Annotated in this window: 21 protein-coding genes and 1 pseudogene; 10 read left to right on the top strand and 12 right to left on the bottom strand. The window is 69.5% G+C overall.

The window, feature by feature from the left end; translation table 11 throughout:
* Position 1: 1 nt before the first annotated feature.
* Positions 2 to 814, top strand: coding sequence for a DUF1206 domain-containing protein (locus tag BST44_RS19935; RefSeq protein WP_083178824.1), 813 nt, complete (start codon positions 2 to 4; stop codon positions 812 to 814).
* A gap of 20 nt (positions 815 to 834) precedes the next feature.
* On the opposite strand, the gene BST44_RS19930 is transcribed toward BST44_RS19935, so the two are convergent.
* Genes BST44_RS19930 through tkt form a run of 6 tightly spaced genes read right to left on the bottom strand, consistent with a single transcriptional unit; the run spans position 835 to position 7,721 of the window.
* Positions 835 to 1,224 (bottom strand): ATPase, encoded by a 390-nt coding sequence (locus BST44_RS19930; RefSeq protein ID WP_083178823.1) that lies wholly within the window; start codon positions 1,222 to 1,224, stop codon positions 835 to 837.
* A gap of 27 nt (positions 1,225 to 1,251) precedes the next feature.
* Positions 1,252 to 1,998, bottom strand: coding sequence for a 6-phosphogluconolactonase (pgl, locus tag BST44_RS19925; protein ID WP_083178822.1), 747 nt, complete (start codon positions 1,996 to 1,998; stop codon positions 1,252 to 1,254).
* Positions 1,995 to 2,906: a glucose-6-phosphate dehydrogenase assembly protein OpcA gene (gene opcA, locus BST44_RS19920; protein WP_083178821.1), complete on the bottom strand. Its 912-nt coding sequence runs from the start codon at positions 2,904 to 2,906 to the stop codon at positions 1,995 to 1,997. The genes pgl and opcA overlap by 4 nt, the downstream gene beginning before the upstream one ends.
* A gap of 49 nt (positions 2,907 to 2,955) precedes the next feature.
* Positions 2,956 to 4,500 (bottom strand): glucose-6-phosphate dehydrogenase, encoded by a 1,545-nt coding sequence (gene zwf, locus BST44_RS19915; protein WP_083178820.1) that lies wholly within the window; start codon positions 4,498 to 4,500, stop codon positions 2,956 to 2,958.
* Positions 4,497 to 5,615 carry a transaldolase gene (tal, locus tag BST44_RS19910; protein ID WP_083178819.1) on the bottom strand — a complete coding sequence of 373 codons (1,119 nt, stop codon included), beginning with the start codon at positions 5,613 to 5,615 and terminating at the stop codon, positions 4,497 to 4,499. Before tal ends, zwf begins: the two co-directional genes overlap by 4 nt.
* Before the next feature lie 15 nt (positions 5,616 to 5,630).
* Entirely contained in the window at positions 5,631 to 7,721 is a 2,091-nt protein-coding gene (gene tkt / locus BST44_RS19905; protein WP_083178818.1) for a transketolase, read from the bottom strand.
* 258 nt (positions 7,722 to 7,979) lie between these two features.
* Between tkt and BST44_RS19900 the strand changes: the two genes are divergently transcribed.
* Positions 7,980 to 8,963, top strand: coding sequence for a heme o synthase (locus tag BST44_RS19900; protein WP_083178817.1), 984 nt, complete (start codon positions 7,980 to 7,982; stop codon positions 8,961 to 8,963).
* A gap of 100 nt (positions 8,964 to 9,063) precedes the next feature.
* Here the strand turns inward: BST44_RS19900 and BST44_RS19895 are convergent, their stop codons facing one another.
* Positions 9,064 to 10,038, bottom strand: a complete 975-nt coding sequence (locus BST44_RS19895; RefSeq protein ID WP_083178816.1) for a quinone oxidoreductase family protein — start codon at positions 10,036 to 10,038, stop codon at positions 9,064 to 9,066.
* 19 nt (positions 10,039 to 10,057) lie between these two features.
* Here BST44_RS19895 and BST44_RS19890 point away from each other — a divergent pair, with 19 nt between their 5' ends.
* Positions 10,058 to 10,699 (top strand): DcsG N-terminal domain-containing protein, encoded by a 642-nt coding sequence (locus BST44_RS19890; RefSeq protein ID WP_083178815.1) that lies wholly within the window; start codon positions 10,058 to 10,060, stop codon positions 10,697 to 10,699.
* Here BST44_RS19890 and BST44_RS19885 read toward each other — a convergent pair.
* The 5 genes and pseudogenes from BST44_RS19885 to mptB all read right to left on the bottom strand — a co-directional run bounded on the left by BST44_RS19885 (position 10,649) and on the right by mptB (position 15,226).
* Positions 10,649 to 11,602: a COX15/CtaA family protein gene (locus BST44_RS19885; protein WP_083178814.1), complete on the bottom strand. Its 954-nt coding sequence runs from the start codon at positions 11,600 to 11,602 to the stop codon at positions 10,649 to 10,651. The two genes, BST44_RS19890 and BST44_RS19885, sit on opposite strands and share 51 nt — an antisense overlap.
* A 117-nt stretch (positions 11,603 to 11,719) precedes the next feature.
* Positions 11,720 to 12,499, bottom strand: a complete 780-nt coding sequence (locus BST44_RS19880) for an ABC transporter permease (protein WP_083178813.1) — start codon at positions 12,497 to 12,499, stop codon at positions 11,720 to 11,722.
* Positions 12,496 to 13,431: an ABC transporter ATP-binding protein gene (locus tag BST44_RS19875; protein WP_083178812.1), complete on the bottom strand. Its 936-nt coding sequence runs from the start codon at positions 13,429 to 13,431 to the stop codon at positions 12,496 to 12,498. The genes BST44_RS19880 and BST44_RS19875 overlap by 4 nt, the downstream gene beginning before the upstream one ends.
* Positions 13,428 to 13,502: pseudogene (locus BST44_RS31710) on the bottom strand (16S rRNA (guanine(966)-N(2))-methyltransferase RsmD); the annotation flags it as partial. The gene BST44_RS19875 and the pseudogene BST44_RS31710, both read right to left, overlap by 4 nt.
* A 2-nt stretch (positions 13,503 to 13,504) precedes the next feature.
* Positions 13,505 to 15,226 (bottom strand): polyprenol phosphomannose-dependent alpha 1,6 mannosyltransferase MptB, encoded by a 1,722-nt coding sequence (mptB, locus tag BST44_RS19870; protein ID WP_083178845.1) that lies wholly within the window; start codon positions 15,224 to 15,226, stop codon positions 13,505 to 13,507.
* A 68-nt stretch (positions 15,227 to 15,294) separates the two neighbouring features.
* Here mptB and BST44_RS19865 point away from each other — a divergent pair, with 68 nt between their 5' ends.
* The 7 genes from BST44_RS19865 to BST44_RS19835 are packed head-to-tail and all read left to right on the top strand — an operon-like array spanning position 15,295 to position 21,629.
* Entirely contained in the window at positions 15,295 to 16,110 is an 816-nt protein-coding gene (locus BST44_RS19865; RefSeq protein ID WP_208619843.1) for a helix-turn-helix transcriptional regulator, read from the top strand.
* Positions 16,107 to 17,555 carry a Fe-S cluster assembly protein SufB gene (gene sufB / locus BST44_RS19860; RefSeq protein ID WP_083178810.1) on the top strand — a complete coding sequence of 483 codons (1,449 nt, stop codon included), beginning with the start codon at positions 16,107 to 16,109 and terminating at the stop codon, positions 17,553 to 17,555. The genes BST44_RS19865 and sufB overlap by 4 nt, the downstream gene beginning before the upstream one ends.
* Entirely contained in the window at positions 17,555 to 18,742 is a 1,188-nt protein-coding gene (sufD, locus tag BST44_RS19855) for a Fe-S cluster assembly protein SufD (protein WP_083178809.1), read from the top strand. Before sufB ends, sufD begins: the two co-directional genes overlap by 1 nt.
* Positions 18,739 to 19,560, top strand: coding sequence for a Fe-S cluster assembly ATPase SufC (gene sufC / locus BST44_RS19850; RefSeq protein ID WP_083178808.1), 822 nt, complete (start codon positions 18,739 to 18,741; stop codon positions 19,558 to 19,560). Before sufD ends, sufC begins: the two co-directional genes overlap by 4 nt.
* A gap of 2 nt (positions 19,561 to 19,562) precedes the next feature.
* Positions 19,563 to 20,810 carry a cysteine desulfurase gene (locus BST44_RS19845; RefSeq protein WP_083178807.1) on the top strand — a complete coding sequence of 416 codons (1,248 nt, stop codon included), beginning with the start codon at positions 19,563 to 19,565 and terminating at the stop codon, positions 20,808 to 20,810.
* A complete protein-coding gene (sufU, locus tag BST44_RS19840; protein WP_142274587.1) occupies positions 20,807 to 21,307 on the top strand; it encodes a Fe-S cluster assembly sulfur transfer protein SufU in 501 nt (166 codons plus the stop codon). Before BST44_RS19845 ends, sufU begins: the two co-directional genes overlap by 4 nt.
* Positions 21,282 to 21,629 carry a metal-sulfur cluster assembly factor gene (locus BST44_RS19835; RefSeq protein WP_083178805.1) on the top strand — a complete coding sequence of 116 codons (348 nt, stop codon included), beginning with the start codon at positions 21,282 to 21,284 and terminating at the stop codon, positions 21,627 to 21,629. The genes sufU and BST44_RS19835 overlap by 26 nt, the downstream gene beginning before the upstream one ends.
* Positions 21,630 to 21,637 lie beyond the last annotated feature (8 nt).

Below are 21,637 nucleotides of genomic sequence, written 5' to 3'. Positions count from 1 at the left end.
CATGTCGGACATCGTGTCGCCTGGCACCGCGGCCGAATTGGCCCAGAACGGCGTCTTCGAACGGCTGGCCCGCGTCGGCTACGTCGTCAACGGGGTGCTGCACCTGATCGTCGGCTACCTGGCCATCCGCGTCGCCTGCGGCGACGGCGGCACGGCCGACCAGACCGGCGCACTGGCCACCCTGGCGGCCAAACCGGGCGGCCCGCTCGCGCTCTGGATCGCCGCGGGCGCCCTGTTGGCGATGGGCCTGTGGCGGCTGGTCGAGACCGCCCTCGGCCGGTCATGCGACCGCGACTCGACGGGCTCGTCGTCGGACGCGTCGTCGCGGGCGAAGGCGCTGGGACTGGCGGCGGTCTACCTGGCCTTCGCGTACTCCGCGTTCGGGTTCGCCCGGGGCGCGGGAAGGCCTGCCGATCAACAGAATTCGAGTATCAGCGCGCGCCTGATGGCGACGACCGGCGGCACCGTCGCGCTCGTCGCCGGCGGGGTGGTCATCGTCGCGGTCGGTGGCTACCACATCTACAAGGGGGCCAGCCGCAACTTCGTCGACGATCTCAAGGGGGAGTCGGGTGACCTGGTGCGGCGGGTCGGCGTGGCCGGATACATCGGGAAGGGCGTCGTGATCGCCCTGACGGGTGCCCTGGTGATCGTCGCGGCCTGCCGCTCCGAACCGAAGAAGGCGACCGGTCTCGACGGCGCGCTCAAGACGCTCGGGGCTCAGCCCTACGGCGCCGCGCTGCTGATCGCCGCCGCCGCCGGGATCATCACCTACGGCCTGTACAGCTTCGTGATGGCCCGGTCCACCAAGATGTAGGGCGGATGTAAGGCGGCGGCTCAGCGGTTGCGCAGCCGGTGCAGAGCACCACGCACCGCGTGCTCGGTCATCGCGAGCGGGGTCATCATCGTCTCGCCCACCTTGACCATCTCGTCGATCCGGCTGACGATCGCCTCCACCGGCTCGACCAGGACGATCAGCCGCCGCGCCAGGTCGTCGAGCCGCGACAGGGTGCCGTCCAGGTGGTCCAGCCCGCTCTCCATGCGTTCGACCGTGGCGTTCAGGGCCGACAGGGATGCGTTCAGCTCCTTCATGGTCGTGCTCAGGCCATCGAGGACGTCTTCGACCTGCTCCACCGTCTTGTCGGCGTTCAACGCAGCCTGGGTGAGGGTCTTGATCCGGCTCCGCTCTTGGCCGCCGCGCACGGTTCTGTCTGCCATGACCGTCATTATGACCCGGACGCGACCGGGCGGGGGTCAGCCGGGGCGGGACGGCAGCTTGGCCGCGGCCTCCTCGTCGAGCAGCCAGAGCGTGGTTTCCCGGCCGATCGCCCCGGCGGCGGGCACCGAGACCGGCGCGGCGCCGCCGATGGCCGCGGCCACCGCGTCGGCCTTCGCGGAACCGGACACCATCAGCCAGACTTCGCGGGAACGCTGAACCGCGGGCAGGGTCAGCGTGATTCGCTGCGGCGGCGGCTTGGGGGAGTCCTCGACCGGGACCACCATGCGGCCGGTCTCCAGCACGGCCGGGGTGTCGGGGAACAGGGAGTTGATGTGGCCCTCCGGGCCCATGCCCAGCAGGTGCACGTCGAAATTCGGAACCGGTTGGCCGGGCGCGGCATTGGCCGCCAGGAGCTGTTCGTAGGCCAGCGCCGCGGCGGCGAGGTCGGTGCCGAACTCCCCGTCGCTGGCGGGCATCGTGTGCACATGGCTGGACGGGATGTCGATGCGGTCCAGCAACGCCTCCCGCGCCTGCTTGTCGTTGCGTTCGTCGTCGTTCTCGGGCACGTAGCGTTCGTCGCCCCAGAACAGGTGCACCTTGGGCCAGGCGATGTCATGCCCCGCCAGGGACTTGAGCAACCCGATGCCGTTGCTGCCGCCGGTCAGCACGACCAGCGCCCGGTCCCGGGCCGCCACCGCGGTGCGGATGCTGTCGGCCAAGCGGCTCGCGGCGGCCTCGACGAGGGCCTGAGCTTCCGGAAAAACCTCGATGATGGTGCTCACACGTACTGCACTTTCTCAATGCCTTCTAACGCTGTCTGGTAAATCTCGTCGGGGTCCAGCCGCCGCAGGTCTTCGGCGAGGCACTCGCCGGTTTCCCTGCGCGCCAAGGGAAGCAGGGCCTCCGGCTTGGCGGTGCGACTCAGCGTCGCCGTCCTGCCGTCTTGGGGCCGGCTCAAGACGATGGTCTCGCTCTTGCGCACGAGTTCCACCTTGAGCTCGCCGACCGCCCGGCGCACCGGGCCGTCGATGCTGCTGGCCAGCCAGCCCGCCAGAATGTCAAGCGCCGGTTCGGTTTTCAGGCCGGACACCAGTGCCGACTCGATCGGTTCGTGGGGCGGCAGGTCGACCGCGGACGTCAGCAGCGCCCGCCAGTAGGTGATGCGGGCCCAGGCCAGATCGGTGTCGCCGGCGGTGTACCCGGGCAGCCGGCCCTTGATCGCCGACAACGGATCGCTTCCGTTGGTGGCGTCGGTGATGCGCCGGATCGCCAACCTGCCCAACGGGTCCTGGGCCGGAACGGCCGGAGCGATGTCGGGCCACCACGCCACCACCGGGATGTCGGGCAGCAGGAAGGGGGTGACCACGCTGGCTGCGTGTCCGGCGAGCGCCCCGGACAGGTTGAGGATCACCACCTCGGTGGCACCGGTGTCCCCGCCCGCGCGCAGCTGCGCGTCCAGGCGGGGCTCGTCGGCGTACGGGTCGCCGCGCATCGTGACGATGATCCGGCTGGGATGTTCGTGGCTGGCGTTGTTGGCCGCCTCGAGCGACTCCTCGAGGATGGCGTCGCTGTCCGGCGCGATGATCAGCGTCAGCACCCGGCCCATGGTCACGGCGCCGACCTTCTCCCGCAGTTCGTCGAGCTTCTTGTTGACCGCGGTGGTGGTGGTGTCGGGCATGTCGATAATCACGTGCGCCGCTCCTCGTCACGCGGTTCTGCATCGTCGACGGCGGGAATCATCACGGCCGCCGCCATTCGCGCCCGGTCCGGCGCAGCATTTCGAACGCGGACTCCGGTCCCCAGGTGCCCGCCTCGTACGGCTCGGGTTTGCCGTCGGCCGCCCAGTTGTCCAGCACGGGATCCAGGATCTGCCAGGCCAATTCGACCTCTTCGTTGACCGGGAACAGGGACGGCTCGCCCAGCAGCACGTCGAGGATCAGCTGTTCGTAGGCCTCCGGCGACTCTTCGGCGAACGCCGAGCCGTAGGAGAAGTCCATGTTGACGTCGCGGACCTCCATCGCGGTGCCCGGCACCTTGGAACCGAACCGCAGCGTGATGCCCTCGTCGGGCTGCACCCGGATCACCATGGCGTTGGCGCCCAGCTCGTCGGTCATGGTGGCGTCGAACGGCAGGTGCGGGGCGCGTTTGAAGACGAGCGCGATCTCGGTCACCCTGCGGCCCAGGCGTTTTCCGGTCCGCAGATAGAACGGCACGCCGGCCCAGCGGCGCGTGTCGACCTCGAGCGTGATGGCGGCGAAGGTCTCGGTGGTGGAGTCCTTGGCGAACCCCTCCTCGTCGAGCAGCCCGACCACCTTCTCGCCGCCCTGCCAGCCGGCGGTGTACTGGCCCCGGCTGGTGGTCTCGTCGAGGGGCTGGGCCAGCTGGGTCGCCGAGAGCACCTTGATCTTCTCGGTCTGCAACGCCGCCGGGTTGAAGCTGACCGGCTCCTCCATCGCGGTCAGCGCCAGCAGCTGCATCAGGTGGTTCTGGATGACGTCGCGGGCGGCGCCGATACCGTCGTAATAGCCCGCGCGCCCACCCAATCCGATGTCCTCGGCCATGGTGATCTGGACGTGGTCGACGTAGTGCGAATTCCAGATCGGGTCGAACAGCTGATTGGCGAACCGCAACGCCAAGATGTTGCGCACCGTCTCCTTGCCCAGATAGTGGTCGATGCGGAACACCGCCTCCTCGGGGAAGACCGCGTTGACGGCATGGTTGAGGGCCTGCGCGCTCTCCAGGTCGTGCCCGAACGGCTTCTCGATGACCACCCGGCTCCACCGATCGCCCTGCGGGCGGGCGAGCCCGGACCGGTGCAACTGGTCGCACACCACCGGGAAGGACTTCGGCGGGATCGCCAGGTAGAAGGCGTGGTTGCCGCCGGTGCCGCGCTCGGCATCCAGCTTGTCCAGGGTCTCGGCCAGCCGGGCGAACGACTCGTCGTCGTCGAAAGAGCCCGGGACGAAACGGAATCCCTCGGCGAGCCGCTCCCAGTTCTCCTCCCGGAACGGCGTCCGGCAGTGATCCTTCACGGCCTGGTAGACCACCTTGCGGAAATCCTGGGTCTCCCAGTCCCGGCGGGCGAAGCCCACCAGGGAGAAACTCGGCGGCAGCAGCCCGCGGTTGGCCAGGTCGTAGATGGCCGGCATCACCTTCTTGCGGGCCAGGTCGCCGGTGACGCCGAAGATCACCATGCCGCACGGGCCGGCGATCCTCGGCAGCCGCTTGTCGCGCTTGTCCCGTAGCGGGTTATGCCATCGTGCTGCGGTACGAGCCGGACTCATTTCGAGGCGGAACCCAGCTGCTTCTGTGTCTCCTCCAGCAGCTCGGACCACGACTCGACGAACTTCTCCACGCCCTCGTTCTCCAGCGCGATGAACACGTCGGTCAGGTCGATCCCGACCGCGTCCAGCTTGTCGAACAGCTCCTGGGCGGCCGACGCGGTGCCGGTGACGGTGTCACCCTTGATCTCACCGTGGTCGGCGACGGCGTCGATCGTCTTCTCCGGCATGGTGTTCACCGTGTTCGGCGCGACCAGTTCGGTGACGTAGAGGGTGTCGGAGTAGTCGGGGTTCTTGACGCCGGTGGACGCCCACAGCGGACGCTGGACGCGGGCCCCGGCGCCCTTGAGCGCTTCGTAGCGATCGCCGCCCTCGAACACCTCCTGGTAGGCCGCGTAGGCCAGCCGCGCGTTGGCCACCCCGGCCTGGCCGCGCAGCGCCAGCGCCTCCTCGGAGCCGATCTTTTCCAGCCGCTTGTCCACCTCGGTGTCCACTCGCGAAACGAAAAACGATGCCACCGAATGGATCTTGGACAGGTCGTGCCCCGCCTCGCGGGCCTTCTCCAGGCCGGCGAGGTAGGCGTCCATCACCTGGCGGTGCCGCTCGACCGAGAAAATGAGGGTGACGTTGACCGAGATGCCTTCCGCCAGAACGGCGGTGATGGCCGGAATGCCGGCCTTGGTGGCCGGGATCTTGATGAACAGGTTCGGCCGGTCGACGATCTTCCACAGCTCGACGGCCTGCGCGGTGGTCTTGTCGGTCTCGGCGGCCAGGCGCGGGTCCACCTCGATGGACACCCGGCCGTCGACGCCGTCGGAGGCCTCCCACTGCGGGCGCAGCACGTCGCATGCGTTGCGAACATCGTCGGTGGTGACCGTGCGGATGGTGGCGTCCACGTCGGCGCCCCGCTCGGCCAGCTCGGCGATCTGCTCGTTGTAGGTATCGCTGTCGGCCAGCGCCTTCTGGAAGATCGACGGGTTGGTGGTCACCCCCACAACGCTTTTCGTGTCGATCAGCTCCTGCAGGTTGCCCGACTGCAGCCGCTGGCGCGACAGGTCGTCCAGCCAAACGGATACTCCCGCGGCGGACAGCGCCGCGAGGTTAGGGTTCTGAGTCATGTGAATCACCCTTTCTCAGTTATCCACTACCTGTTCCGCGGCGGCCGCGACGGCTTCTGCGGTGAAACCGAATTCCCGGAACAACGTTTTGTAATCGGCAGATTCGCCGTAGTGCTCGATCGAGACGATCCTGCCGGTGTCGCCGACCAGCTTGTGCCAGGGCTGCGCGACGCCCGCCTCGACGGCCACCCGGGCCGACACCGACGGCGGCAGCACGCTGTCGCGGTAGTCCTCGGGCTGCGACTCGAACCATTCCACGCACGGCATGGACACCACCCGCGCGACGATGTCCTTGTCCGCCAAGAGCTTCTGCGCCTCGACCGCGAGCTGAACCTCCGAGCCGGTGGCGATCAACACGACGTCTGGGTCCTCGGTGCCCTCGTCGCCGAGGATGTAGCCGCCCCGGGTGACGCCCTCGTAGTCGGTGCCTTCCAGGATCGGCACGCCCTGACGGGTCAGGATCAGCCCGACCGGGCCGCTGCCGTTGCCGCGGGCCAGGATCGTGCGCCAGGCGTAGGCGGTCTCGTTGGCGTCGGCCGGGCGCACCACCGAGAGCTTCGGGATGGCGCGCAGCGCCGCGAGGTGCTCGATCGGCTGGTGGGTCGGCCCGTCCTCGCCGAGCCCGATCGAGTCGTGCGTCCACACGTAGATGGTGTCGATGTCCATCAGCGCGGCCAGCCGCACCGCCGGGCGCATGTAGTCGGAGAACTGCAGGAATGTGCCGCCGTAGGCCCGGGTGGGGCCGTGCAGCACGATGCCGGACAGGATGGCCCCCATCGCGTGCTCGCGCACTCCGAAGTGCAGCGTCCGTCCGTACCAGTCCGCAGTGTAGTCCTTGGTCGAAATCGACGGCGGGCCAAAGGATTTCACATTATCCATGGTGGTGTTGTTGCTGCCGGCCAGGTCGGCCGAGCCGCCCCACAACTCGGGAAGTTTCGGCCCCACGGCGTTGAGCACCTTGCCGGACGCCGCGCGGGTGGCCAGCGCCTTGTCGCCCGGTTCCCAGCGCGGGACGTCGGCGTCCCAGCCGTCGGGCAACTCCTCGGCGGTCAGCCGGTCCAGCAGAGCCTTGCGGTCGGGTTCGCGCTGCGCCCAGGATTCAAATTCGACTCGCCAGCGCTCCTGGGCCTCTTTGCCCCGGTCCACCAGCTTGCGGGTGTGCGCGATGACCTCGTCGCGCACCTCGAACTTCTTCTCCGGATCGAAGCCCAGGATCTGCTTGACGGCCGCGACTTCCTCGTCGCCCAGCGCCGCGCCGTGCGCCTTGCCGGTGTTCATCAGCTTGGGCGCCGGGTAGCCGATGATGGTGCGCAGTTCGATGAACGACGGCCGGTCGGTGACGGCCCTGGCGTTGGCGATGGCCTCCTCGATGCCGACGACGTTCTCGCCGCCCTCCACCCGCTGCACGTGCCAGCCGTAGGCCTCGTAACGCGCGGCGGTGTCCTCGCACAGCGCGATGTTGGTGTCGTCCTCGATCGAGATCTGGTTGTGGTCGTAGAACACGATCAGGTTGCCCAGCTGCTGCACGGCCGCCAGCGACGACGCCTCGGACGTCACGCCCTCCTCGATGTCGCCGTCGGAGGCGATCACGTAGACGAAGTGATCGAACGGGCTGGTGCCCGGGGCCGCGTCGGGGTCGAACAGGCCGCGCTCGTAGCGCGACGCCATCGCCATGCCCACCGCCGACGCCAGGCCCTGCCCGAGCGGACCGGTGGTGATCTCAACGCCCTTGGTGTGGCGGAACTCCGGGTGCCCGGGCGTCTTCGAACCCCAGGTGCGCAGCGACTCGATGTCGGACAGTTCCAGGCCGAAGCCACCCAGGTAGAGCTGGATGTACAGCGTCAGGCTGCTGTGCCCGCACGACAACACGAACCGGTCGCGGCCCAGCCAGTGGGTGTCGCTGGGGTCGTGTCGCATCGTTCGCTGGAACAGGGTGTAAGCGAGCGGAGCCAGGCTCATCGCCGTTCCGGGATGTCCGTTTCCGACCTTTTGGACCGCGTCGGCGGCCAGCACCCGAATGGTGTCGACGGCGGTCGAGTCGATCTCGGACCAGTCGTCGGGGAGGTGCGGTTGGGTCAGCGTCGAGATCTCTTCGAGTGTGGTCACAGACTCAGTCCTTGTGGGTCATCAAGCTGATCAATCCCACCCTAGTGCGGGAGGGCCGGCTCTTGCAGTGCAGGATTTCGGGTACCCGCCGCCGGCTGGTGTGAAAATTACGCGGTGCTTGTCGGCCCGTAACATTCAGTTCGGATATCTGGGAGAAACCTGGGTGAATGGACCCTGCGGGCGGGCCATCACCGGCCCGCGGTCTACCATCGTGTGTAGTAGATGCTGCGCGCTGCTGCGACCCCAAGGAGTTATTGCGTGAGCGTTCGCGGGCGCGTCGCCCCGAGCCAATTACCGAGCCGAGTGGCAAGTGCCGCCCGGCGGCGATCCGGGCCGGATGCCGCCCCGCGGACGAACCGGGCTATCGGCACGGTCATGGCCTATTTGGCGCTGACCAAACCCCGGGTCATCGAACTGTTGCTGGTGACCGCGATACCCGCCATGCTGCTGGCCCACCGCGGGACCGTGAACCCGCTGTTGATCCTCAACACCTTGATCGGCGGGATGCTTGCCGCGGGCGGAGCCAACACGCTCAACTGCGTGGCCGACGCCGACATCGACAAGGTGATGAAGCGCACCGCGCGCCGTCCGCTGGCCCGCGCGGCGGTGCCGACCCGAAACGCGTTGGTGTTCGGACTCGCGCTCACGGTCGCCTCGTTCTGCTGGCTGTGGTGGACGACCAACCTGTTGTCCGGTCTGCTGGCGCTCGCCACCATCGCCTTCTACGTGTTCGTGTACACGCTGCTGCTCAAGCGCCGCACCTCGCAGAACGTGGTGTGGGGCGGCGCGGCCGGCTGCATGCCGGTGATGATCGGCTGGTCGGCGGTCACCGGCACCATCGGCTGGCCTGCTTTGGTGATGTTCGCGATCATCTTCTTCTGGACGCCGCCGCACACCTGGGCGCTGGCGATGCGTTACAAGGAGGACTACAAGGCGGCCGGTGTCCCGATGCTGCCCGCCGTGGCGACCGAGCGTCAGGTCACCAAGCAGATCCTGATCTATACCTGGCTGACGGTGGCGACGACGCTGGCGCTGGCGCTGGCCACCGGCTGGCTGTACGCGGCGGTCGCGGTGGTCGCCGGGGTGTGGTTCCTGGCGATGGCCCACCAGCTCTACGCCGGGGTGCGTGCCGGCGAGCCGGTCAAGCCGCTGCGGTTGTTCCTACAGTCGAACAACTACCTCGCGGTGGTGTTCTGCGCGCTGGCGGTCGACTCGGTGATCGGGCTGCCGCACCTGTTCTGACGCCGTTCCCGCCGACCGTGGGCCCTAGGTACGAGATCCGCCTCGAATCCGTCCCCACGCCCCACACTCGGCGTCACTGGCAACGGTCACTGACAACGGTTCAGGGCAGCAGCACGATAGAGCCGGCGGTCTTGCGGCCCTGCAGGTCCTGGTGGGCGCGCGCGGCTTCGGCGAGCGGATAGCGCCCGCCGACCTCGATGTTGATCGCACCGCCGGCGATCGCGTCGAACAATTCCTCTGCGCGCCAGCTGAATTCCTGGCCCGTACGGATGAAGTGGGCCAGCGACGGCCGGGTCAGGAACACCGAGCCGGCGGCGTTGAGGCGCTGCGGGTCGAACGGCGGGACGGGTCCGCTGGCCGCGCCGAACAACGCGAGCGTGCCCCGCACGGCCAGGCTGGCCAGGCTGGCATCGAAGGTACTGGCGCCGACGCCGTCGTACACGGCCTCGACGCCCGCTCCGTCGGTGAGTTCGCGAATCCGCCGGCCGAATTCGTCCGCGTCGTCGGGGTAGGACAGCACCTCGTCGGCGCCGGCCGCCCTGGACATCCGCGCCTTCTCCGGCGTGGACACCGTGGTGATGACCCGCGCGCCGAGCAGATGCGCCCACTGCGTCAGGATCAGCCCCACCCCGCCCGCGCCGGCGTGCACCAGCACCGTGTCGCCCGCCTGCACCGGGTACACCGACTTCAACAGGTAGTGCGCCGTCAGGCCCTTCAGCAGCACCGACGCCGCCACTTCCGAACTCACCCCGTCCGGCACATGAGCCGTCAAGGACGCTGGGGCAGCGGCGAACTCGGCGTAGCCGCCGGACGCCGACGCGCTGACCACGCGGTCGCCGATGCGGAAGCCGTCGGCGCCGTCACCGATCTCGGCGACGGTGCCGCACAGCTCGGATCCGAGGATGAACGGCAGCTCGCGCGGGTACTGGCCCGAGCGGAAGTAGGTGTCGATGTAATTGACGCCGATCGCTTCGGCCTTGATCAGCACCTCGCCGGCCCGCGGGGCGGGTCGGGGCGCGTCGACGTAGCGCAACACCTCGGGGCCGCCGGTTTCGCTGACTTCGATTGCGTGCATGTGCTTATCATGCCCGGGCATGAAACTCGCCCGTCCGGACGTCTTCCATCCCCGCATCGTGCTGGCGGGGGCGGGCGACGATGCCGGGCTGGTGCCCGCGCTGCGCGCGCGTGGGCTGCACGCCCGCTGGTTGGCCTGGGACGACCCGGAAACCCTGGACGCAGACCTGGTGATCCTGCGCGGCATCGGGAACGCCGTCGGCCGGCGCGACGAGTTCGTGGCCTGGACCCGGCGCGTGCGCCACCTGCTCAACCCGCCCGGCGCCGTCGCGTGGAACCTCGATGCGCGGTATCTGCGGGACCTCGAGCACGACGGGGTGCCGACGCTGCCCGACGGGCCGGCGCAGGCGGCCTTGATCTTCCTGGGCGGCGACCAGTCACACGCCTGGCCGGTCGAGCCGGAGTTCGAGGCGTGGGACGTCGGCCGCGCCGCGCTTGCGGCGGCCGCCAGCCGCGCCGGCATCACCGCGCGCGAACTGCTCTACGCGCGTGCCGATGTGGCCGGGGACCGGCTGGTGGGGCTTGACCTCGTCGCCCCGTCGCTGGGCTGGTCACGCCTGGACGCCGGCACCCGCGAGCGCGCCGAGCGCGACTTCGCGCTGGCCGTGGAGTCAGCCTGCGAACGGCTCGGGCTGGGCCCGCTCTCGCATCGAGGCCCATAGCGCGGCGGTCGCCGCGGTGCACGCCGCGGCGCCGGCCACGTGCAGCGCGACCAGCGCGGCGGGCACCCCGGTGAAGTACTGGGCGGTGCCGACGGCGGCCTGCGCGCAGACGAGGGCGAGCAGCACGGTCAGCCGCCGCAGGATGGGCCGCGCTGCGTGCACCGCCAGCAGCCCGAAGCCCAGCCCGACCACCAGGGCGAGGTAGGCGATCAGCAGCGACGAATGCGCGTGGACCAGGGTCTCGACGGCCACCTCGAGCCGCGGCACCGTCCGCGTCGGGCTGCGGTCGCCCGCGTGCGGGCCGGCGGCCGTCACCAGCGTGCCGGTGACCAGCACCGCGGTCAGGTCCAGCCCGATCAGCGCCGTCAGCGCGCGCAGCGGCCTGGGCACACGCCGGTGCACCACTCCGTCGTCCGGCTCGCCGACCTTGACGTAGAGCAGCACCGACAGCCACACCATCGTCATCGAAGTGAGCAGGTGGATGGCCACCGTCCACCACAGCAGCCCGGTGCGCACGGTGATGCCGCCGATGACGGCCTGCATCACCGTCGAGATCGGCATCAGCCACGCGTACACGAGGATCTCCCTGCGCCGCCGGGCCCGGGTCACCGCCAGCACGGCCAGCGCCGCGGCGATGACCACCGCGAAGGTGATCATGCGGTTGCCGAATTCGACCGCCTGGTGGATTCGCGGCACCTCGGCGTGAGCCACCGGGGTGAAGCTGCCCGGGAAGCACTGCGGCCAGGTCGGGCACCCCAGCCCGGACGCGGTGACGCGGACGATCGCCCCTGTGACGGCGATGCCGCCCTGGGTGAGGATGACGGCCGCGGCGATGAGGCGCTGGACGCGCACGCTCGGGTGGGGGAGCAGGTCCACCAGCCGCATCAGCGTTCGTCCGAGCATGGCCCGATGGTAGGCCAACGAAAACTACGCCCTGTAGTAAGCCCTGCCGACGTCGAGATTGCCGTCATGGCTGTTCTCGCGACGCCAACCACGACCATGGCGGCAATCTCGCCGGCATCAGGTGAAGCGGAACCAGCGCAGCGCGGCCAGCGCCGCGACGGCGCCCCACACCGCCAGCACGACGATCCCGAACCAGTCCACCGACAGGGCCATCGCCCGCGACAGGGCCTCGGTCAGCGCGCCCGACGGGGTCAGCCGGGCGGCCCACTTCACCCCGGTGGGGATCATCCCGCTCTCCACCGTGAGCGCGCCGAGCCCGGCGAACACGAACCACAGCAGGTTGGCGACCGCGAGCACGATCTCGGCCCGCAGGGTCCCCCCGAGCAGCAGGCCGAGCGCCGCGAAGCAGGCGGTGCCCAGCGCGATCACCGCCGCGCCCAGCGCCAGCGCCGCCGGGGCGGGCCGCCAGCCCAGCGCGAACCCGATGGCGCCCAACAGGATCGCCTGCAGGAACACCACGGTGACCACGGCCAGCGACTTGCCGGCGATGATGCCCCAGACCGGCAGCGGGGTCGCGCCCAGCCGCTTGAGGGCGCCGTAGCGGCGGTCGAAGGCGACCGCGATGGCCTGGCCGGTGAACGCGGTCGAGATCACCGCGAGGGCCATGATGACCGGGACGAAGGTGGCGGCCCGGTTGTGGCCGAAGGAACCGAAGGGCAGCAGCGTCAACCCGACCAGCAGCGTGATCGGGATGAACATGGTCAGCAGCAGCTGCTCGCCGTTGCGCAGCAGCAGCTTGAGCTCCAGGCCGAACTGCGCGGCCAGCATCCGCGGCACGGCGTTCGGCCGCGGGTCGGGGGTGAAGGTCCCCGCGGGGAAGACGTTCGATTCGGTCACTGCCGCAACTTCCTGCCGGTGAGGTCGAGGAACACATCCTCGAGGCTGCGCTGCTCGACGCGCATGTCGGTGGCCAGCACGTCGATCCGCGCGCACCACGCCGTCACGGTCGCCAGCACCTGCGGATCCACCCGGCCCTCGACCAGATACTCGCCGGGCGTCACCTCGCTGGCCCGGTAGTCCTCCGGCAGGGCGGCGGTCAACAGGGACAGGTCGAGCCGCGGCGGCGCGGTGAACCGCAACTCGTCCTTGGCGCCGGTGCGCATCAGCTCGGCCGGTGTGCCGGCGGCCACCGTCGCGCCGTGGTCGATGATGACCAGCCGATCGGCGAGCTCCTCGGCCTCCTTGAGCTGGTGGGTGGTCAGCAGCACCGTCACCCCGTCGCGGCGCAGCGCGTTGATCAGATCCCAGACCAGCAGCCGGGCGTGCGCGTCCATGCCCGCGGTGGGTTCGTCGAGGAAGACCAGTTCGGGGCGGCCGACCAGCGCACAGGCCAGCGCGAGCCGCTGTTGCTGCCCGCCGGACAGCCGCCGATAGGTGGTGCGGGCGGCGTCGGTGAGGCCGAGGGTGTCCAGGAGCCACGCCGGGTCCAGCGGGTCCGCGGCGTACGACGCGACCAGGTTGAGCATTTCGCCGGCGCGCGCGCTGGGGTAGCCGCCGCCGCCCTGCAGCATCACGCCGATGCGGGTGCGCAGGCGCGCGTTGTCGGCGATCGGGTCCAGCCCGAGGACCTCGATGGTGCCGGCGTCCGGGCGGACGAAGCCCTCGCACATTTCGACCGTGGTGGTCTTGCCGGCGCCGTTGGGACCCAGCAGGGCGAGCACTTCGGCGGCGTGCACCTCGAGGTCGAGATCGTCGACGGCCGTGGTGGTTCCGTAGCGCTTGCTCACCCCGCGCAGTCGCACGACTGTTTCAGGAACGGCCGAGCTCACGAGCGCCGCTCCTCCTCATCGCTTCGTCCCCCGCAAGCGGGCGGTACCCCCACTGCATCGTCGTCGGCGCGGCTCACGTGGAATCAGCGTAGGCGTCAGGTACCGCCTCTGAACGAGGGGTGGCTCGGGTGGTGTGAGCTGACTCGGCCGCCGGCTCGCTCCCGGCGGGCTCCGGAGGCGTTTCGGCGTCCTCGGCCGGGAGCCGCCGCCACGGCAAGCGGGTATACGTCAGCGCGATGAGCGCGACGACGATGACGGTGCTGGCCAGCGTGGCGTCCACGATCTGAAACAGCGCGAAGCGGTCCCCGTTGGCCGTCGGGCCGAAGATGCCGACGACGAGGGTGATCACGATGACCGCCGCCCGGAATCCGCTGCGGGTCGCCCAGGCGGCCAGCGGGATGATCGCCCAGAGCAGATACCAGGGCTGCACGACCGGAAACAGCAGCACGGTGACGCCCAGGGCCACGCCCAGCCCGCCGATCGGGTGCAGCCGCCCGCGGAAGACGGCGATCAGCAGCCAGCCCACCATCACCATGATGATCAGCACGCCGATGGCGCGGGTGAGCCCCAGCACCGCGGTGGTGTGATCGCCGAGCCCCAGCAGGATGCCGACCTGCCCGGTCCCCAGCGCCAGCAGCGTCGGGGGTGACATCCAGCTGCGCACCACGTTGGCGGTGCCCAGCGTGTAGATCCAGCCGAACCCCAGCCCGCTGGCCCAGCCGACGGCGGCCATCACCGCCAGGGAGAGCGCCGACATCGCGCCGCCCGAGAGCAGCAGCGCCTTCAGCGTGCCCCCGCAGCGGCAGGCCAGGGCCATCGTGACGAAGCCCAGCGCCAGTAGCGAGGGCAGCTTCACCTGCGACGACAGCGTGATCAGGATCGCCCCGGCGACCAGCATGCCCAGCGGTTCCCAGTCGGGGCCGGGCTTCCACGACGCGGGCAGCAGCCGCGGGAAGCGGGACGGGTCCAGGCCGCGCAGCGCGAACTCGGCGCCGGCCAGCATCAGCCCGAGCATCAGCGCCTCGTTGTGGACGCCGGCGACCAGATGCATGATCAGCAGCGGGTTGGCCGCGCCCAGCCACAACGCGCTGACCTCGGCGACGCCGCAGCGCCGCGCCAGCCGCGGGGTCGCCCACACGATCAGGCCCACGCCGATCAGCTCGACCAGCCGGTGACACAACACGGCGGCGACGATGTTCTCCCCGGTGATCGCGGAGATGCCGCGGCCGATCCACAGGAAGAGCGGCCCGTACGGGGCCGGCGTCTCGCGCCACAGCGTGGGGACCGACAGCGTGAAGACGTGCGACAGCCCGAGCCCGGACGCCGGACCGACCCGGTAGGGGTCGAGGCCCTCCAGGGAGATCTGGCTCTGGGCCAGGTAGGAGTAGACGTCCTTGCTGTACATCGGCGGCGCGATCAGCAGAGGCAGCGTCCACAGCAGCAGGGTGCGGTCCAGGTCGCCGCGGGACATCCGCCTGCCGCCCAGCGCGAACCGGCCGAGCATCAACCAGGCGAGCGCCATCATGACCGCGCCCGTCGTCGTCATCGTCAGCGAGACCGTCTGGATGCGGGACGGCAGGTTGAGCAGCCGCACCCCGAAGGTGGGGTCCTGCACGACGGGCCGGGCCCCGGCGCCGAGCGCGCCGATGGCCATCAGGATGGTGCCGGTCGCGCCGAAGAGGCGGGTCCGCTGCAGCGCGGTGAGTTCGGTCTCGTTCAGCGGCGTGCCCACCGCCTGCTCGTCGCCATGCAAGCTGGCGATCGACGAGCTCAGCGCGTGGTGGCGGGCTGCCATCAGAGCAGCGTAGCCGCCGGGGTCGCCGGGCTCGGTTTCCAACCCGACTGTGACCAGCGCAACGCCCGATCAGGGCACCCTTGGTAGACCGATCCCCGGAATTGCGTCACACTGGTGTTGTGAAAATCCATACCGGCTTCGACGACGCTGCCGTGGGCGCGGCGGCCGCCGCGGCGCGGGATGGTCACACCCGTCGCGCCATCGTGCGCCTGCTGCTGGAGTCCGGGACGATCACCGCCGGCGAGATCGGCGATCGGCTCGGGCTGGCGGCGGCCGGCGTCCGGCGTCACCTCGACGCATTGATCGAGGCGGGCGACGCCGAGTCGGTGCCCGCCGCGGCCTGGCAGCAGGTGGGTCGCGGCCGCCCCGCCAAGCGGTTCCGGCTGACCGCCGCGGGACGGGCCAAGCTCGACCACGCGTACGACGACCTGGCGTCGGCGGCGATGCGGCAGCTGCGGGAGATTGGCGGGGAGGACGCCGTGCGCGCATTCGCCCGGCGCCGCATCGACGCGATCCTGGCCGGTGTGCCGGCGGCGGACAGCGCCGGCGACACCGAGGTGGAGGCGGCCGCCGAACGGGTTGCCGGCGCGCTGACCAAGGCCGGCTACGTCGCCACCACGACACGGGTCGGCGGCCCGATCCACGGCGTGCAGATCTGCCAGCACCACTGCCCGGTGTCGCACGTCGCCGAGGAATTCCCCGAGTTGTGTGAAGCCGAGCAGCAGGCCATGGCCGAGGTGCTCGGAACCCACGTGCAGCGGTTGGCGACCATCGTCAACGGGGACTGCGCCTGCACCACTCACGTGCCCCTCACTGTCCCTAGTTCGAAGGCGCCCAGCCCGCGCCGCACCGACACCACGAGCATCGAAGGAGCGTCGCTATGACCCTCACGCCAGAGGCCCAGAAGGCAACGGCCGAGCCGTTGACCCAGGAGCAGACGATCGCCTCGTTGGGCCGCTATGGCTACGGCTGGGCCGACACCGACGTCGCGGGGTCCAGCGCCCAGCGCGGGCTGTCCGAGGCGGTGGTCCGCGACATCTCGGACAAGAAGAACGAGCCCGACTGGATGCTGCAGACGCGCCTGAAGGCGTTGCGCATCTTCGAGCGCAAGCCGATGCCGACGTGGGGTTCCAACCTCGGGGGCATCGACTTCGACAACATCAAGTACTTCGTGCGCTCCACCGAGAAGCAGGCCGCCTCCTGGGATGACCTGCCCGAGGACATCCGGAACACCTACGACAGGCTGGGCATCCCGGAGGCCGAAAAGCAGCGCCTGGTCGCCGGTGTGGCCGCCCAGTACGAGTCCGAGGTGGTGTACCACCAGATCCGCGAGGACCTGGAGGCCCAGGGCGTCATCTTCCTCGACACCGACACGGGACTGCGGGAACACCCCGAGCTCTTCCAGCAGTACTTCGGCACCGTCATCCCGGCGGGCGACAACAAGTTCTCCGCGCTGAACGCCGCGGTGTGGAGTGGCGGATCGTTCATCTACGTCCCGCCCGGCGTGCACGTCGACATCCCGCTACAGGCCTACTTCCGGATCAACACCGAGAACATGGGCCAGTTCGAGCGCACGCTGATCATCGTCGACGAAGACGCTTACGTGCACTACGTAGAGGGTTGCACCGCGCCCATCTACACGTCGGACTCGCTGCACTCGGCGGTGGTGGAGATCATCGTGAAGCCCGGCGGACGTTGCCGTTACACCACCATCCAGAACTGGTCGAACAACGTCTACAACCTGGTCACCAAGCGGGCCCGCGCCGAAGCGGGCGCCACCATGGAGTGGGTCGACGGCAACATCGGCTCCAAGGTGACCATGAAATACCCGGCGGTCTGGATGACCGGGGAGCACGCCAAGGGCGAGGTCCTGTCGGTCGCCTTCGCCGGCGAGGGCCAGCACCAGGACGCCGGCGCCAAGATGCTGCACCTGGCGCCGAACACGTCGAGCAACATCGTCTCCAAGTCGGTGGCCCGCGGCGGTGGCCGTACGTCCTACCGCGGCCTGGTCCAGGTGAACAAGGGCGCGCACGGGTCCCGATCCAGCGTGAAATGCGATGCGCTGCTGGTCGATACGATCAGCCGCAGCGACACCTACCCCTACGTCGACATCCGCGAGGACGACGTCACGATGGGGCATGAGGCCACCGTGTCCAAGGTCAGCGACAACCAGCTGTTCTACCTGATGAGCCGTGGCCTGACCGAGGACGAGGCGATGGCGATGGTGGTGCGCGGCTTCGTCGAGCCGATCGCCAAGGAGCTGCCGATGGAATATGCCCTCGAGCTCAACCGGCTGATCGAGCTGCAGATGGAAGGTGCGGTCGGCTAGTGACGGGATTTACCGAGGCGGTTGAGGGTTCGGCCCTCGCCGCGGCCAACAAGGGCGAGCTGTTCGCGTCCTTCGACGTGGACGCCTTCGAGGTGCCCAGTGGGCGCGACGAAATCTGGCGGTTCACCCCGCTGCGCCGGCTGCGCGGCCTGCACGACGGCTCCGCGCGGGCCACGGGCGTGGCGCGGATCGACGTCAGCGAACAGCCCGGCGTGCGGGTCGAAACCATCCGGCGCGGCGACGAGCGGCTGGGCCGTGGCGGTGTGCCCGCCGACAGGGTTGCCGCGCAAGCGTTTTCGTCGTTCAATTCCGCGACGCTGGTGAGCGTCGGGCGCGACACGCAGATCGCCGAACCGGTCAACATCACCGTGACCGGCCCCGGGGCCGGCGCGGTCGCGTACGGGCACCTGCAGATCAGCGTCGCCGAACTCGGCGAGGCGGTCGTGGTGATCGACCATCGGGGGAGCGGAACCTACGCCGACAACGTCGAATTCATCGTCGACGACGCCGCCCGGCTGACCGTGGTGTGGATCGCGGACTGGGCCGACGACATGGTGCACCTGTCCGCACAGCACGCCCGGCTGGGTAAGGACGCGGTGCTGCGGCACGTGGCCGTCACCCTGGGCGGCGAGGTGGTGCGCATGTCGGCCAACGTGCGGTACACCGGTCCGGGCGGGGACGCGGAGCTGCTCGGGTTGTACTTCGCCGACGACGGGCAGCACCTCGAGTCGCGGCTGCTGGTCGACCACGCGCAACCCAACTGCAAGTCCAACGTGCTGTACAAGGGTGCGCTGCAGGGAGATCCGGCTTCGCAGCGCCCCGACGCGCACACCGTCTGGGTGGGCGACGTGCTGATCCGCGCCGAGGCCACCGACACCGAAACCTTCGAGGTCAACCGCAATCTGGTGCTCACCGACGGCGCGCGCGCCGACTCGGTGCCCAACTTGGAGATCGAAACCGGTGAGATCGTCGGCGCCGGGCACGCCAGTGCCACAGGGCGATTCGACGACGAGCAACTGTTCTACCTGCGTGCCCGCGGCATACCCGAAGACCAGGCCCGCCGGCTGGTGGTGCGCGGCTTCTTCGGCGAGATCATCTCCAAGATCGCCGTACCCGAGCTCCGGGAACGCCTGACCGCGGCCATCGAACACGAACTGGAAATCACGGAGAAGAAAACAGCCCTATGACCACACTCGAGATCAAAGACCTGCACGTCAGCGTCGAAGACCCCAACGCCCCCGAGGGCAGCCGCGAGATCCCGATCCTCACCGGCGTCAACCTCACCGTGAAGTCCGGCGAGACGCACGCGGTGATGGGGCCCAACGGCTCGGGCAAGTCCACGCTGTCCTACGCGATCGCCGGTCACCCGAAATACCGGGTGACGTCCGGGTCGATCACGCTGGACGGCCAGAACGTGCTGGAGATGAGCGTCGACGAGCGCGCCCGCGCCGGGTTGTTCCTGGCCATGCAGTACCCCGTCGAGGTGCCCGGCGTGTCGATGTCGAACTTCCTGCGCAGCGCCGCCACCGCCGTCCGCGGCGAGCCGCCGAAACTGCGGCACTGGGTCAAGGAGGTCAAGGCCGCCATGTCGGACCTCGACATCGACCCGGCGTTCGCCGAACGCAGCGTCAACGAAGGGTTTTCCGGCGGCGAGAAGAAGCGCCACGAGATCCTGCAGCTGGGGTTGCTCAAGCCCAAGATCGCCATCCTCGACGAGACGGACTCCGGGCTGGACGTCGACGCGCTGCGGGTGGTCAGCGAGGGCGTGAACCGCTATGCGGAGTCCGAGCACGGGGGCATCCTGCTCATCACGCACTACACCCGGATCCTGCGCTACATCCGCCCGCAGTTCGTGCACGTGTTCGTCGGCGGCCGGATCGTCGAGTCCGGCGGTCCGGAGCTGGCCGACGAACTCGAGGAGCACGGCTACGTGCGCTTCACCCAGACCGATGGCGACGACCCCCTGCGCCCGGCTTCGCCGCGAGCGGCGGCCGCGGGGGCGTAAGCATGACCCCGACACCCCTGGACGTCGACGCCATCCGCGCCGACTTTCCGATCCTGAAGCGCACCATGCGCGGCGGAAAGCAGTTGGCGTACCTGGATTCCGGGGCGACGTCTCAGCGCCCGCTGCAGGTGCTCGATGCCGAGCGCGAGTTTTTGATCACCTCCAACGGGGCGGTGCACCGCGGGGCGCATCAGCTGATGGAGGAGGCGACCGACGCCTACGAGCAGGGCCGCGCCGACATCGCGGCGTTCGTCGGCGCCGGTGCCGACGAGCTGGTGTTCACCCGCAACGCCACCGAGGCGCTCAACCTGGCGTCATATGTGCTGGGGGACAAGCGGTTTGACCGTGCCGTCGGCGAGGGTGACGTCATCGTCACCACCGAGCTCGAACACCACGCCAACATCGTCCCGTGGCAGGAGCTGGCCCGTCGCAGCGGCGCCACGCTGCGCTGGTACGGCGTCACCGACGACGGGCGCATCGACCTGGACTCGCTGGAACTCGACGAGCGCGTGAAGATCGTTGCCTTCAGCCATCACTCGAACGTGACCGGCGCGGTGGCGCCGGTGGCCGAACTGGTCGGCCGCGCCAAGGCGGTGGGCGCCGTGACGGTGCTGGACGCCTGCCAGTCGGTGCCGCACCAGCCGGTCGACCTGCACGCGCTCGACGTCGACTTCGCCGCGTTCTCCGGGCACAAGATGTTGGCCCCCAATGGGGTCGGCGTGCTCTACGCCCGACGTCAGGTGCTCTCGGAGCTGCCGCCGTTCCTGACCGGTGGGTCGATGATCGAGACGGTGACCATGGAGTCGTCGACGTATGCGCCGGCGCCGCAACGGTTCGAGGCCGGCACACCGATGACCTCCCAAGTGGTCGGGTTGGGCGCGGCGGCACGCTATCTCGGCGCCATCGGCATGGCGGCGGTCGAGGAGCATGAGCGGGCGCTGGTCGCCGCGGCCATCGACGGCCTGTCAAGCATCGACGGCGTGCGGATCGTCGGGCCGACCGCGATGGAAAACCGTGGCTCGCCGGTCTCTTTCGTCGTCGACGGTGTGCACGCGCACGACGTCGGGCAGGTGCTCGACGACGAGGGTGTCGCGGTGCGCGTCGGGCATCACTGCGCGATGCCGCTGCATCGCCGGTTCGGCGTGGCGGCCACCGCCCGGGCGTCGTTCGCGGTGTACAACACCGCCGAGGAGGTCCAGCGTCTGGTGGCCGGCGTGCGGCGGGCCCTCGAATTCTTTGGGAGAGACTGACAGTGCGCCTCGAGCAGATGTATCAGGACGTGATCCTCGATCACTACAAGCATCCGCAGCACCGCGGCCTGCGGGAGCCGTTCGGCGCGCAGGTTTCCCACGTGAACCCGGTCTGCGGTGACGAGGTGACCCTGCGGGTCGCGCTCTCCGACGACGGGCGGCGCGTCGCGGACGTCTCCTATGACGGGCAGGGCTGCTCGATCAGCCAAGCGGCCACCTCGGTGCTGACCCAGCAGGTGATCGGTCAAACGGTGCCCGAGGCGCTGCGCACCGTCGCGGCGTTCACCGACATGGTGTCCTCCCGCGGCACCATCGAGGGCGACGAGGACGTTCTGGGGGACGGGATCGCGTTCGCGGGCGTCGCGAAATACCCGGCCCGGGTGAAATGTGCGCTGCTGGGCTGGATGGCGTTCAAAGACGCGCTGGCCCAAGCCTGCTCGGACAGGGGCGCGGACTTCGAGGAGGAGAAGGATGAGCGAGACCGCCGCACCGGGTGACGAATTTCTTGCCGACCTCGAGGAGGCGATGCGCGACGTCGTCGACCCCGAGCTGGGCATCAACGTCGTCGATCTCGGACTGGTCTACGGCCTCAACGTGGAAGAGGGCGACGACGGGACCGTGGCCCTGATCGACATGACGTTGACCTCGGCGGCCTGCCCGCTGACCGACGTCATCGAGGACCAGTCACGCAGCGCGCTGGTCAGCAGCGGGCTGGTGGACGACCTGCGGATCAACTGGGTGTGGAACCCGCCGTGGGGCCCGGACAAGATCACCGACGACGGCCGCGAACAACTGCGCGCCCTCGGCTTCACCGTCTGAGGCTGATC

Origin of the sequence: Mycobacterium scrofulaceum (assembly GCF_002086735.1) — a bacterium.
GTDB lineage: Bacteria > Actinomycetota > Actinomycetes > Mycobacteriales > Mycobacteriaceae > Mycobacterium > Mycobacterium scrofulaceum.
This window is presented reverse-complemented; position numbering and strand designations above follow the sequence as displayed.

Bases quoted from the DNA above. Each gene is read 5' to 3' on its own strand.
- BST44_RS19890 (WP_083178815.1), top strand. From the start codon at position 10,058: ATGAAACTCGCCCGTCCGGACGTCTTCCATCCCCGCATCGTGCTGGCG.
- BST44_RS19835 (WP_083178805.1), top strand. From the start codon at position 21,282: ATGAGCGAGACCGCCGCACCGGGTGACGAATTTCTTGCCGACCTCGAG.
- zwf (WP_083178820.1), bottom strand. From the start codon at position 4,500: ATGAGTCCGGCTCGTACCGCAGCACGATGGCATAACCCGCTACGGGAC.
- BST44_RS19930 (WP_083178823.1), bottom strand. From the start codon at position 1,224: ATGACGGTCATGGCAGACAGAACCGTGCGCGGCGGCCAAGAGCGGAGC.
- sufC (WP_083178808.1), top strand. From the start codon at position 18,739: ATGACCACACTCGAGATCAAAGACCTGCACGTCAGCGTCGAAGACCCC.
- BST44_RS19895 (WP_083178816.1), bottom strand. From the start codon at position 10,038: ATGCACGCAATCGAAGTCAGCGAAACCGGCGGCCCCGAGGTGTTGCGC.
- BST44_RS19935 (WP_083178824.1), top strand. From the start codon at position 2: ATGTCGGACATCGTGTCGCCTGGCACCGCGGCCGAATTGGCCCAGAAC.
- sufB (WP_083178810.1), top strand. From the start codon at position 16,107: ATGACCCTCACGCCAGAGGCCCAGAAGGCAACGGCCGAGCCGTTGACC.
- mptB (WP_083178845.1), bottom strand. From the start codon at position 15,226: ATGGCAGCCCGCCACCACGCGCTGAGCTCGTCGATCGCCAGCTTGCAT.
- tal (WP_083178819.1), bottom strand. From the start codon at position 5,615: ATGACTCAGAACCCTAACCTCGCGGCGCTGTCCGCCGCGGGAGTATCC.
- BST44_RS19845 (WP_083178807.1), top strand. From the start codon at position 19,563: ATGACCCCGACACCCCTGGACGTCGACGCCATCCGCGCCGACTTTCCG.
- BST44_RS19885 (WP_083178814.1), bottom strand. From the start codon at position 11,602: ATGCTCGGACGAACGCTGATGCGGCTGGTGGACCTGCTCCCCCACCCG.